Origin of the sequence: Pseudomonas nitroreducens, assembly GCF_014204515.1 — a bacterium.
Classification (GTDB): Bacteria; Pseudomonadota; Gammaproteobacteria; order Pseudomonadales; family Pseudomonadaceae; genus Pseudomonas; species Pseudomonas nitritireducens_A.
On record NZ_JACHLI010000007.1, the window covers coordinates 59290 to 71107 of the forward strand.

Below are 11818 nucleotides of genomic sequence, written 5' to 3' on the forward strand. Positions count from 1 at the left end.
ACGATGAACCTTGCCCTGATCACGGCCTGCCCCAACGGCCAGATTTCCAGCGTGCTCAGCGCTCGCCTGCTGCGCGCGGCGGCCGAGCGCCTGGGCTGGTCGGTGTGTGTCGAACAACGCGATCCGCAGCATCCGGAACGCCAGTTGAGCGAAGGCCAGATCGCCGCCGCCGACTGGGTGCTGGTGGTCAGCGCGCAGCCACTGGACCTCTCGCGCTTCGCCGGCAAGCGCCTGGTGCAGGCACGGCCGGCCGAGGCGCTGGCCGAGCCGGCGGTGTTCCTCCAGCGCGCCTTGCAGGAAGCGGTGATCTGGTCGGGCGATGAAGCGCCGAACTTGCCCGCCGAGCAGAACAGGGCGGCGAAGATAGTCGCCGTGACCGCCTGCCCGACCGGCGTGGCGCACACCTTCATGGCCGCCGAGGCGCTGCAGCAGGCGGCGCAACGGATGGGCATCGAGCTGCGGGTGGAAACCCAGGGTTCGGTGGGCGCGCGCAACCCGCTGAGCGCTGAGGAAATCGCCGCTGCCGATGTGGTCCTGCTGGCGGCGGATATCGAGGTCAACCCCGTGCGCTTCGCCGGCAAGCGCATATTCCGTTGCGGCACCGGGGTGGCGCTCAAGCAGCCGCAGGAGATCATCCAGCGCGCGTTGCAGGAGGCGACGGCGGAATCCGCCTCGTCCGCCGGCAGCCAGGCGGCGCCGGCCGGAAGCGAGGCGCGCGGCGTCTACAAGCACCTGCTCACCGGCGTGTCCTTCATGCTGCCGATGGTGGTGGCCGGCGGCCTGCTGATCGCGCTGTCCTTCGTCTTCGGCATCGAGGCCTTCAAGCAGCCGGGCACCCTGGCGGCGGCGCTGATGCAGATCGGCGGCGATGCCGCGTTCAAGCTGATGGTGCCGATGCTCGCCGGCTACATCGCCTGGTCCATCGCCGACCGCCCGGGGCTGGCGCCGGGGATGATCGGCGGCCTGCTGGCCAGCACCCTGGGCGCCGGCTTTCTCGGCGGCATAGTCGCCGGCCTGCTCGCCGGCTACTCGGCGCGCGCCATCGCGCAATGGATTCCGCTGCCGGCCAGCGTCGCGGCGCTCAAGCCGATCCTGATCATTCCGCTGCTGGCCAGCCTGTTCACCGGGCTGGTGATGATCTACGTGGTGGGTTCACCGGTGGCGGCGATGATGCGTTCGCTCACCGACTTCCTCGCCGGCATGGGCACCACCAACGCGATCCTGCTCGGCCTGCTGCTGGGCGGGATGATGTGCGTGGACCTGGGCGGGCCGATCAACAAGGCGGCCTATGCGTTCTCCGTCGGCCTGCTGGCTTCGCAGAGCTATGCGCCGATGGCCGCGGTGATGGCCGGCGGCATGGTCCCGCCCATCGGCATGGGCATCGCCACGCTGCTGGCGCGGCGCAAGTTCGCCCAGAGCGAGCGCGAGGCCGGCAAGGCAGCGCTGGTGCTGGGGCTGTGCTTCATCTCAGAAGGGGCGATTCCCTTCGCCGCCAAGGACCCGTTGCGGGTGATCCCGGCGAGCATCGTCGGTGGTGCGCTGACCGGCGCGCTGTCGATGCTGTTCGGCTGCAAGCTGCTGGCGCCCCATGGCGGGCTGTTCGTGCTGCTGATCCCCAACGCGATGAACCATGCGCTGCTCTACCTGTTGGCGATCGCCCTGGGCAGCGTGGTCACCGGCGTGCTCTATGCAGTGCTCAAGCGTGCCGAGGCGGCGCCGCTGCTGGTGATGGGCGAGCAGGCGGCGGGACGCGGCTAGGCCGGCCACCACATTCGGCGGGCGCTGGCCCGACTCCGTGTATTTCCGCCGCCGTTCGGCGACACTGGCGCCTTTGCGCAGGGGCAGACCAGGGAGTGGCTATGCGTGCGAGAGGATGGGGACTGCTGTGCCTGTTCGGTTGTCTGGCGGTGCAGGCGGCCGAGCGGGCCTACGTACCGCTGACTGACCAGGAGCTGGCGAATCGCTTGCCGATGCGTGAGGTGGCGCGGGTCACCTACGCCGATGAAGACCCGGACAGCCCGCCGCCGCCGGTGCGCCATTTCACCGCGGGCGCCGCAGGCGTGAGCATGCAGCGCAGCGCCGATGGCTGGCTGTTCCAGGGCCGGGACAAGGCCGGCAAGCCCTGGCGGTTGAGCACCGGTTCGATGAGCAATGCGGCCGGCGAGGGTGAAATCTACCAGGCCGACCTCGATCGCAACGGCCTCGACGACCTGGTGTTCTGGCTGCCCAATACCGGCGTGGGCCTGGCGCCGACGGCGGGGCTGGGCATCCTTACCTTCGAGGACTCCGGGCGGCCGGTCTACCTGGGTGTGTGGGGCTATTCCGGCCCCGCTCGCAACGGTGTCGAGGACCTGCTCGATCTGAAGCGCGATGGCCATGCACAACTGCTGACCATGGACTTCAGCGAAGGCTACTGGACCACCTCGCTGTACCGTCTGAAGGCAGCACGCTGGCAGCGCATCGAGGGGCAGTTCGGGCGCCTGCACTATCCGGTGCTGACGCGCTTCACCCACAACGGCAGCCGCCGCCCGGTCAGCCATATCAAACCGGGAAGGCACCCGGTTTCAGCGGATATCTCCAATGACCGCTCGCTCGCCGGGCAGCGCTATCGCCTGGCGGACGACAGCGCCAAGGCGTTCATTGGCCAGGCTGGAAACCTGCAACTGGTGAATGTGCCGTCTGTGGTGATCGACGATCGCGCCGAGGGCCGGACGCTGACGGTCTGGGGCAGCGCGGAGCAGCTGCAGCCGCTGTTCCAGGAGGCCCTGCGCGAGCGGCGCGAGGTGGAGTTGTACGGCCGGGACGAGAGCTATCCGGGGCTCGCAGCGCCGCACACGCTCTGGCTGTTGCCCTGAGCCTGGGGGCCGGCGTCGCGCCGGCCCCCGTGCTTCGCCTCAGGCGCTGCGCTTGTGCCGACTGACCGGGGCGGTGGCCGGCACCGGTACTGGCAGGCGGTGCGAGTCGCCGCGGCCCATGGGGAAGTATTCGAAGCCGTAACGGCTCAGGCGCTCGGGGTCGAACAGGTTGCGCCCGTCGAAGATCACCGGGGCCTTCAGGCGGCTGCTCATCAGGTCGAAATCCGGCGCCTTGAACTGCCGCCATTCGGTGCAGATCACCAGGGCGTCGGCGCCGCCGAGGGTGGCCTCGGGCGTGCCCATCAGGGTCAGGCGCTCATCGTGACCGTACAGGCGCTGGGCCTCGGGCATGGCTTCCGGGTCGAAGGCGCGGACCTTGGCGCCGGCCGCCCAGAGCGCTTCCATCAGCACGCGGCTGGGGGCGTCGCGCATGTCGTCGGTGTTGGGCTTGAACGACAGGCCCCAGAGCGCGAAGGTGCGGCCCTTGAGCTTGCCGCCGTAGTAGCTGTGGATGCGTTCGAACAGCTTGTTCTTCTGCCGCTGGTTCACCGCTTCCACGGCGCGCAGCAGGTCGCTGGAGCAATGCGCTTCGTCGGCGCTCTGGATCAGTGCCTGGACGTCCTTGGGGAAGCAGGAGCCGCCGTAGCCGCAGCCGGGGTAGATGAAGTGGTAGCCGATACGCGGATCGGCGCCCATGCCCTGGCGCACCGCTTCGATGTCGGCGCCCAGGTGCTCGGCCAGTTCGGCCATCTGGTTGATGAAGCTGATCTTGGTGGCGAGCATGCAGTTGGCCGCGTACTTGGTCAGCTCGGCGCTGCGCAGGTTCATGCTGAGGATGCGGTCGTGGTTGCGGTTGAACGGCTCGTAGATCTCGCGCATCACATCCAGCACCTGGGCGCTCTCGCAGCCGATGACGATGCGGTCGGGCTTGCGGCAGTCGGCCAGGGCCGAACCTTCCTTGAGGAACTCGGGGTTGGAGACGATCTCGAAGTCCAGGCTGCGGCCCTGCTCGGCGAGCACTTCCTGGATATGCGCCTTGACCTGGTCGCCGGTGCCCACCGGCACGGTGGACTTCTCGACGATGATCACCGGCTGGGTGCGGTGGCGGGCGATGCCTTCGGCCACCGCCAGCACGGCGCGCAGGTCGGCCGAGCCGTTGGGCAGCGGCGGGGTGCCGACGGCGATGAACTGCACGCGGCCATGGGCGGCGGCTTCGCCGACGTCATGGGTGAAGCGCAGGCGCCCGGCTTCGAGGTTGTCTTTCACCAGTTCGGCCAGGCCCGGCTCGAAGATGCTGATCTGGCCGCGCTTGAGCTTGGCGATCTTGTCCTGGTCGATGTCCATGCACAGGACGTCGTGGCCGACCTCTGCCATCACGGCGGCCTGCACCAGGCCCACATAACCGATACCGAATACGCTGATTTTCATGCTGTGCTCTCCCGATATGGGCTCGAAGCGGGATGGGGTCAGTCCAGCTGCACTCGCTCGCTGCGAGCGTCACTGGGTTTGATGACGGTTGTTCTGTCGTGCCGGCGCGGCGCGTTGATGGTGATCACCCCGGCAATCACCAGGGCGACGCCCAGGGTGCGTGACAGGCTCAGCGGCTCGCCGAAGCCGGGCAGCCAGGCGGCGCCGAGGTAGACCAGGGCGTAGCTCAGGCTGAGCAGGGAGTAGGCGCGGCTCAGCGGCAGGTGCCTGAGCGCCAGCAGCCAGCAGAGCATCGACAGCGCATAGGCCAGCACGGCGCCCGCCAGCGCCGACAGGGCGGCGAGGTCGAGTTGTGCCAGGTCGAAGGGCCAGTGCGTGGGCAGGCGCGTCATGCTCCAGCGCATGCCCAATTGGGCGCTGCTGACCAGCAGCACGCTGCCCAGGGCGAAACCGATGCCGGGCTTCATGCGTGCATCCCCAGCAGCGCCACGCCCGCGACGATCAGCGCCACGCCGAGCCAGTGGCGGGCGTCGATGTGCTCGCCGAACAGGCGGCTCGCCAGCAGGGTCACCAGCACGAAGTTGAGGCTCAGCATCGGGTAGGCGACGCCGACTTCCAGGCGCTGCAGCACCAGCAGCCAGAGCAGCAGGCCGCCGCCCAGGCAGCCCACGGCCAGCAGCAGCCAGGGTGAGAACAGCCTGGCGGCGATGCCGGCCGGCGCGTCGCGCCAGCTTTCCACGGCGAGCTTCTGCGCCATCTGGCCCAGGCAGGTCAGCAGGCACACGGCGGCGAGCAACAGGGCGGTCATGGCGCGGCCTGCGGGATCAGCAACACCACGATGTGGTTCTGCCGGTAGCTGATGGCGTCGCTGGGCAGCAGCGCCAGCTCGGCTTCGTCGTCATCGCTGTTGACGCGCATGACCACGCCGATGGAGCCCTCGGCGCGGGCGCGGTCGATCCAGGCACGGATGTCCTGGTCGGGAATACTGCGGCCCTGGCCTTCGGGATAGTTGCGCAGGCCGTACTTCAGTTCGCCTTCGGTATTGAACAGGGTCACGTCGCTGCGCCCGGTGCGCCAGGCCAGCGAGGTGGCCGCGCCGAGGTCGTTGCTCAGCAGGCTGCGCGCGCCGCGCAGGGCTTCCAGGTGCTGGGCGATGAACTGGTCGGGCATCTTGCTATCGATCAGCTTGTTCGGCATGGCATTGGGCACCAGGGCCACCAGCAGCCAGGCGGCCAGCGCGGGCGCGGCCCAGAAGCGCGTGGGGCGCAACAGCTGCAGCAGGCCGGTGACGATCCAGGCGACGCAGACCAGGACGATCATCAGCACGCTGGGCAGCTCGTCGTGGTACTGCGGGTGGCGCGCCTGCATGAACAGCAGGCCGGCCAGCGCACCGCTGCCCAGCAGCAGGTTGAGCGCGCCGTTGCATTTCAGGGCGAGCAGCCGACGCTGCTGCAGGGCACGGCCGATGGCGTCGGCGATCAGCAGGGCCAGCGGAGCGAAGCACGGCATGATGTAGGTCGGCAGCTTGCCCTTGGCCAGGCTGAAGAACAGGAACGGCATCACCAGCCAGAGCAGTACGAACAGGGTTTTCGGCGCGCGCCAGCCTTTGACGCCGTCACGCAGCGCCGGCAGCACCAGCACGGCCCAGGGCAGCGCGCTGGCCAGCAGCAGCGGCACGAAGAACCAGAACGGGCGGCCGTGCTGGGCGTCGTCGCCGGCGAAGCGGCGGATGTGCTCGTGCCAGAAGAAGAAATTCCAGAAGTCCGGCTCGCGGGCATGGATCAGCAGTGCCCAGGGCGCGCTCACCAGGGCCGCGACCATTACCGCCAGCGGTCCGTAGCGCAACAACTGGCCGAGGCGCTTCTGCAGCACGGCGTAGGGCAGGGCGACGATCACCGGCAGCAGGAAGGCGAGGAAGCCCTTGGTCATGAAACCGAAGGCGCAGGCGGCGCCCAGCAGGCTCCAGGCGGCGAAGCGGCCGCGTGGGGTGGCGGCATCGAAGGCGAACCACAGGGCGCCCAGGCTGAGGTTCACGCACAGGGTGAACTGCGGATCGAGGTTGGCATAGCCGGCCTGCCCGGCGATCAGTCCGAAGCTCAGGTAGAGCACGCCGGCGGCCCAGGTGCGCCGCGGGTCATTCCACAGGCGGCGGGCCACCAGCAGGACCAGCAGGGTACTCAATGCGGTGACCAGCGCCGAGGCGAAGCGCACGCCGAACAGGTTCTGCCCGAACAGCGCCTGGCTGGCCGCAGTCAGCCAGTAGCCGCCGGTGGGCTTCTCGAAGTAGCGCAGGCCGAGCAGGTGCGGCGACACCCAGTCGCCGCTCTGCAGCATGGCCTGGGAAATCTGCGCATTGCGTGACTCGTCGGGAATCCACAGGCCGTGGAAGCCCATGGGCAGCAGGATGCACAGGAAGAAGGCGGCGAGCAGCGTCGGGTAGGCCAGGCGCTTCATGGGCGCTGCACCCCCAGCCAGCCTTCGCGGCCGGCCAGTTCGCCGCGCACCAGGCGGGCGACGGCGAGGCTGGCGGGATCGTCCGGCAGCAGCCGGCCCAGGGGCACGAAGCGGATGCCTTGGCTGCGGGCCTGGCCCAGCAGGCGGCGGAAGTCGTGGGCCATGAGGATGCCCTCGACTTCGGCGTGGATGGTGTACACGTTCAGGGCGTCCATGTCGAAGCGTGAAAGGATGAAGTCGTTGAATGCGGCCGCCGGCAGCTGCGGCCCGACCACTTCGTCGAAGGTGGGCATATCCACCGGAATCTGCGGGGTGCCGGCGCGGCCGTCGGCCAGCAGCGGGCGGAACAGCGAGGTGCCGCGGCAGTCGCTGTTGTAGCGCAGGCCGAAGCGCTCCTTGGCTTCGACCGTGCGTTCATCGGCGCGCCAGCCGGCCACCGCCGAGCACTCCACCGGCTGGCCGAGGATGTCGGCCAGGGTGTCGAGGCCCTGGCGGATCTGTTCGGTCAGCTGCTCGGAGTTCCAGCGCCCGGCGTTGGCCTGCCAGCCGTGGTGGTCCCAGGCGTGCAGGCCGACTTCGTGGCCGGCCTCGCGGGCACGCCGCATCAGGTGACCGAGGTCACGACCGATGCGCTTGCCCGGCCAGGCGGTGCCGGCCAGGAGGATATCCCAGCCGTACAGCCCGGCCGCGTTGGAGCGCAGCATCTTCCACAGGAACTGCGGGCGGATCAGCCGCCACAGGTGGCGGCCCATATTGTCCGGGCCGACGCTGAAGAAGAAGGTGGCCTTGACCCCGGCCTCGTCGAGCATGTCCAGCAGCCGCGGCACACCGTCACGGGTGCCGCGGTAGGTGTCGACATCGATGCGCAGTCCCGCTCTCATCAGGCGATGCTTTTCTGCAGTGGGATGGCGTGGGGGACGCCGCCGGAACGTTCGGCCAGGGCCTCACGGAGGAAGAAGTCGAGCGTCTTGCCGATGGTCGCGGCCAGCTCCACGCTCGGCTGCCAGTCCAGCAGGCGACGGGCGTTGTCGATGCTCGGCTTGCGGTGCGACACGTCCTGGTAGCCGTCGCCGTAGAAGCTGCGGCTTTCCACTTCGCGGAAACCGGCGAAGGGCGGGAACTGGTCGCGCAGCGGGTGGGCCTCGAACTGGCGCAGCAGCTCCTCGCCCAGCTGGCGGATGCTGGCTTCGTTGTCCGGGTTGCCGATGTTGATGATCTGCCCGTCGCAGCGGCCGCCTTCGTTGTCGATGATGCGTGCCAGGGCTTCGATGCCGTCGTCCACGTCGGTGAAGCAGCGCTTCTGCGCGCCACCGTCGACCAGGCGGATCGGCGTGCCTTCCACCAGGTGCAGGATCAGTTGGGTGATGGCGCGGGAGCTGCCGATGCGCGCGGAGTCCAGGCGGTCCAGGCGCGGGCCCATCCAGTTGAACGGACGGAACAGGCTGAACCTCAGGCCCTTCTGGCCATAGGCCCAGATGACGCGGTCCAGCAGCTGCTTGGAGACCGAGTAGATCCAGCGCTGCTTGTTGATCGGGCCGACCACCAGGTTCGAGCTGTCCTCGTCGAAGTTGGCGTCGGTGCACATGCCGTACACCTCGGAGGTGGAGGGGAAGATCACGCGCTTGTTGTACTTGACGCAGTAGCGCACCAGCTTGAGGTTTTCCTCGAAGTCCAGCTCGAACACGCGCAGCGGGTTGCGGGTGTATTCGATGGGCGTGGCGATGGCCACCAGCGGCAGGACCACGTCGCACTTCTTGATGTGGTACTCGATCCACTCGGTGTGGATGCTGATGTCGCCCTCGACGAAGTGGAAGTCCGGGTTGCCCTTCAGGCGCTCGATGGCGTCGGAGCCGATGTCCAGGCCATAGACCTCGTAGTTGCCGTCACGCAGCAGGCGCTCGGACAGGTGGTTGCCGATGAAACCGTTGACCCCGAGGATCAGCACGCGGGTCTTGCGCTTGGGTTTGCCGCTGGCGCCGTGCAGGCGCGAGCCTTCCACCAGGCCCATCTCGCGGGCCAGTTGCGGGCCGGCGAGGAACAGGCCGTTGCCGCCCTGCTGGCCGGCGAGGATTTCCAGCGAGTCTTCGCCGCAGGCGATGCGCAGCGGATCAACCGCCAGCACCGAGCCGGGCGCCTTGCCGCCATTGCCGCTGACGACGCGCGAGCTCCAGACGATCAGCTTGCGCTCGCCCACCGGGGCGAAGGCGCCGGGGTAGGGCTGGGTCACGGCGCGCACCAGGTTGTGCAGTTCGCGGGCCGGACGCTGCCACTCGAGCAGGCCGTCCGCCGGGGTACGGCGGCCGAAGTAGCTGGCGCGCGATTCGTCCTGGGCGACTTCCTGCAGTTCGCCGCGGGCCAGGGCCGGCAGGGCGGCGGCGAGCAGTTCGCGGCTGGCTTCGCGCAGCTTGCCGTGCAGCACCAGCGCGGTGTCGTCGGCGCCGATGGCGACGCTCTGCTGGGCGAGGATGCCGCCGGCGTCGGCGCGCTTGACCATGCGGTGCAGGGTCACGCCGGTCTCGGTTTCGCCGTTGACCAGCACCCAGTTCGCCGGGGCGCGGCCACGGTAGCGCGGCAGCAGCGAGCCATGCAGGTTGTAGGCGCCCTGGCTGGCGCAGGCCAGCAGCTCTTCGTTGAGCAGGTGGCGGTAGTAGAAGGAGAAGATGAAACGCGGCTGCAGCTCGCGGATACGGGCGATCCACAGCGGGTGGTTGACGTCCTCCGGCGCGTGCACGGGGATGCCGAGACGGGCGCACAGCTGGGCGACGGAGCCGTAGAAGCGGTTCTCCTGGGGATCGTCGGCGTGGGTGAAGACGGCGTCGATCTGGTAACCGGCGGCGAGCAGGGCTTCGATGCCGGCGCAGCCGAAGTCGTGGTAGGCGAAGACGATGGTCTGCTGGGTCATGGCTGGATGGACTCGAAGGAAGAGGAAGGGGTGAGCTGGGCGCGCGGGGTATCGGCGCGCACGATGCGTTCGATGAAGAAGCGCGGGCGGGCGCGGACGTCGTTGTACATGCGGCCCAGGTACTCGCCGAGCAGGCCCATGCCCACCAGCTGCACGCCGGTGAACATGAACAGCACGGCGAACAGCACGAACACGCCGTGGCCGGCCCAGGCGGCGCCGAACAGCAGGCGCAGCACCACCAGCAGCAGCGCGAAGGCGAAGCCGGCCAGCGCCATGCCGCCGCCGACGAAGGACAGCAGGCGCAGCGGCGAGGTGGTCATGCAGGTGACCAGGTCGAACATCAGGTTGATCAGGCGCAGGAAGTCGTACTTCGACTCGCCGTGCTCGCGCTCGGCGTGGGCGACCTGGATCTCGGTGGTGTGGCGGGCGAAGCTGTTGGCCAGGATCGGGATGAAGGTGCTGCGCTCGCGGCAGGCGAGCATCGCCTTGACGATGCTCGAGCGGTAGGCGCGCAGCATGCAGCCGTAGTCACTCATGGCCACGCCGGTGGAGCGCTGCACGGCAAGGTTGATCAGCTTCGACGGCCAGCGGCGCAGGGCGGAGTCCTGGCGTTGCTGGCGCACGCTGCCGACCACGTCGTAGCCCTTGGCGGCTTCCTCGACCAGCCGCGGGATTTCCTCCGGCGGGTTCTGCAGGTCGGCGTCGAGGGTGATCACCAGGTCGCCCTGGCATTGCTCGAAGCCGGCCATGATCGCGGCGTGCTGGCCGTAGTTGCGGTTGAGGATGATCGCCACCACCCGGCTGCCTGGCGCCTGTGCGGCTTCCTGCAGCAGGTCGGCGGAGCGGTCGCGGCTGCCGTCGTCGATCAGCACGATCTCGTACGGGCGGGCGAGGCGCTCGCAGGCGGCGGTGGTGCGGCGCAGCAGTTCGGGGAGGCTGGCCTCCTCGTTGTACACCGGGATGACGATGGACACGAGATCGATCGGATAGGGTTTCACGGTGGCGTTACCGAGTCAGGTGTTCAATGGCGTCGACCACGCGGTCCTGGTCGGCGTTGGTCATGTCGGGGAACAGCGGGATGGAGCAGATCCGCGCCGAGTTCCACTCGGTGGCGGGCAGGTGGACGTCGGGGAAGCGCTGGCGGTAGTAGCTGTGCAGGTGGCTGCCGATGAAGTGGATGCCGCTGCCGATGCCGCGCTCCTGCAGGCCCTGCATGAAGGCGTCGCGATCCAGGCCGCAGCGCTCGGCGTCGATGCGCAGGATGTACAGGTGCCAGGCGTGGTGCTGCGGGTAGCTCGGCAGTGCCAGCGGCTGCACCGGCAGGTGCGCCAGGCGCTCGGCGTAGCCGGCGGCCAGCTCGGCGCGGCGGGCGTTGAGCGCTTCGAGCCTGGGCAGCTGCGACAACGCGATGGCGGCGTTGATATCGGTCAGGTTGTACTTGAAGCCGGGCTCCACCACCTGGGCCTGCGGCTTGCGGCCGTGGGTCAGGCGGTCATAGGCGTCCACGCCCAGGCCGTGGAACTTCAGGGTGCGCACGCGGTTGGCCAGGGCTTCGTCGTCGGTGACGAACATCCCGCCTTCGGCGCAGGTCAGGTTCTTGATCGCATGGAAGGAGAAGATCGCCGTGCCGCTCTGGCCGACGGGACGGCCGCGGTACTGCGTGCCGGCGGCGTGGGCGGCGTCTTCGATCACGGCGATGCCATGGCGGCGCGCCAGCGCGTTGATCGGGTCCATGTCGCAGGCCGCGCCGGCGTAATGCACCGGGACGATGGCGCGGGTGCGCGGGGTAATGGCGGCTTCGATGCGGGCGGCGTCGGTCATCAGGGTGTCGCGGTCGACATCGACGAACACCGGCGTGGCGCCCAGCAGGCAGATCATGTTGGCGGTGGAGACCCAGGTCTGCGACGGGGTGATCACCTCGTCACCCGGACCGATGCCCAGGGCCAGCAGGGCCAGGTGCATGCCACCGGTGGCGGAGGACAGCGCGACAGCGTGGCGGCAGCCGATGGATTGCGCTAAGCGCTGCTCCAGCTCCTGGTTCTTCGGGCCGGTGGTGATCCAGCTCGAACGCAGGACTTCGTTGACTGCCTGGATGTCGTCCTCGCCGATGCTGGGGCGGGAGAAGGGGAGGAAAGGCATTTCCATATCGGATTCCAAAGGCCGGCGGCTCTGTCTCAAG

The 11818-nt window shown here is 68.8% G+C and carries 10 protein-coding genes; 2 read left to right on the top strand and 8 right to left on the bottom strand.

Annotated features, from left to right (window positions below):
• Positions 1-3: 3 nt before the first annotated feature.
• Both HNP46_RS11255 and HNP46_RS11260 read left to right on the top strand, forming a co-directional pair.
• Positions 4-1758, top strand: a complete 1755-nt coding sequence (locus tag HNP46_RS11255; RefSeq protein ID WP_184588828.1) for a PTS fructose-like transporter subunit IIB — start codon at positions 4-6, stop codon at positions 1756-1758.
• 101 nt (positions 1759-1859) lie between these two features.
• On the top strand, positions 1860-2855 hold the full coding sequence (locus HNP46_RS11260) for a hypothetical protein (RefSeq protein ID WP_184588830.1): 996 nt from the start codon (positions 1860-1862) through the stop codon (positions 2853-2855).
• Between the two features lie 39 nt (positions 2856-2894).
• Here the strand turns inward: HNP46_RS11260 and HNP46_RS11265 are convergent, their stop codons facing one another.
• From HNP46_RS11265 to arnB, 8 genes are read right to left on the bottom strand one after another with little or no spacing between them, the layout of a single operon-like run.
• Positions 2895-4283 (bottom strand): UDP-glucose dehydrogenase family protein, encoded by a 1389-nt coding sequence (locus HNP46_RS11265; protein ID WP_184588832.1) that lies wholly within the window; start codon positions 4281-4283, stop codon positions 2895-2897.
• 38 nt (positions 4284-4321) lie between these two features.
• Positions 4322-4750: a 4-amino-4-deoxy-L-arabinose-phosphoundecaprenol flippase subunit ArnF gene (gene arnF, locus HNP46_RS11270; protein WP_184588834.1), complete on the bottom strand. Its 429-nt coding sequence runs from the start codon at positions 4748-4750 to the stop codon at positions 4322-4324.
• The gene (gene arnE / locus HNP46_RS11275) at positions 4747-5091 is read right to left on the bottom strand and encodes a 4-amino-4-deoxy-L-arabinose-phosphoundecaprenol flippase subunit ArnE (RefSeq protein WP_184588837.1); all 345 of its coding nucleotides are present in this window, start codon (positions 5089-5091) and stop codon (positions 4747-4749) included. The genes arnF and arnE overlap by 4 nt, the downstream gene beginning before the upstream one ends.
• Positions 5088-6737, bottom strand: a complete 1650-nt coding sequence (gene arnT, locus HNP46_RS11280; protein WP_184588839.1) for a lipid IV(A) 4-amino-4-deoxy-L-arabinosyltransferase — start codon at positions 6735-6737, stop codon at positions 5088-5090. The genes arnE and arnT overlap by 4 nt, the downstream gene beginning before the upstream one ends.
• On the bottom strand, positions 6734-7618 hold the full coding sequence (arnD, locus tag HNP46_RS11285; protein WP_184588841.1) for a 4-deoxy-4-formamido-L-arabinose-phosphoundecaprenol deformylase: 885 nt from the start codon (positions 7616-7618) through the stop codon (positions 6734-6736). Before arnD ends, arnT begins: the two co-directional genes overlap by 4 nt.
• Positions 7618-9639 (bottom strand): bifunctional UDP-4-amino-4-deoxy-L-arabinose formyltransferase/UDP-glucuronic acid oxidase ArnA, encoded by a 2022-nt coding sequence (gene arnA / locus HNP46_RS11290; protein WP_184588843.1) that lies wholly within the window; start codon positions 9637-9639, stop codon positions 7618-7620. Before arnA ends, arnD begins: the two co-directional genes overlap by 1 nt.
• Positions 9636-10637, bottom strand: a complete 1002-nt coding sequence (gene arnC / locus HNP46_RS11295; RefSeq protein ID WP_184588845.1) for an undecaprenyl-phosphate 4-deoxy-4-formamido-L-arabinose transferase — start codon at positions 10635-10637, stop codon at positions 9636-9638. Before arnC ends, arnA begins: the two co-directional genes overlap by 4 nt.
• Positions 10638-10644: 7 nt before the next feature.
• On the bottom strand, positions 10645-11784 hold the full coding sequence (arnB, locus tag HNP46_RS11300; protein WP_184588847.1) for a UDP-4-amino-4-deoxy-L-arabinose aminotransferase: 1140 nt from the start codon (positions 11782-11784) through the stop codon (positions 10645-10647).
• Between the last annotated feature and the right edge of the window lie 34 nt (positions 11785-11818).

What these genes read in the sequence shown, in the direction of transcription:
- HNP46_RS11255 (WP_184588828.1), top strand. Translation starts at nt 4, where the DNA reads ATGAACCTTGCCCTGATCACGGCCTGCCCCAACGGCCAGATTTCCAGC.
- HNP46_RS11260 (WP_184588830.1), top strand. Translation starts at nt 1,860, where the DNA reads ATGCGTGCGAGAGGATGGGGACTGCTGTGCCTGTTCGGTTGTCTGGCG.
- HNP46_RS11265 (WP_184588832.1), bottom strand. Translation starts at nt 4,283, where the DNA reads ATGAAAATCAGCGTATTCGGTATCGGTTATGTGGGCCTGGTGCAGGCC.
- arnF (WP_184588834.1), bottom strand. Translation starts at nt 4,750, where the DNA reads ATGAAGCCCGGCATCGGTTTCGCCCTGGGCAGCGTGCTGCTGGTCAGC.
- arnE (WP_184588837.1), bottom strand. Translation starts at nt 5,091, where the DNA reads ATGACCGCCCTGTTGCTCGCCGCCGTGTGCCTGCTGACCTGCCTGGGC.
- arnT (WP_184588839.1), bottom strand. Translation starts at nt 6,737, where the DNA reads ATGAAGCGCCTGGCCTACCCGACGCTGCTCGCCGCCTTCTTCCTGTGC.
- arnD (WP_184588841.1), bottom strand. Translation starts at nt 7,618, where the DNA reads ATGAGAGCGGGACTGCGCATCGATGTCGACACCTACCGCGGCACCCGT.
- arnA (WP_184588843.1), bottom strand. Translation starts at nt 9,639, where the DNA reads ATGACCCAGCAGACCATCGTCTTCGCCTACCACGACTTCGGCTGCGCC.
- arnB (WP_184588847.1), bottom strand. Translation starts at nt 11,784, where the DNA reads ATGGAAATGCCTTTCCTCCCCTTCTCCCGCCCCAGCATCGGCGAGGAC.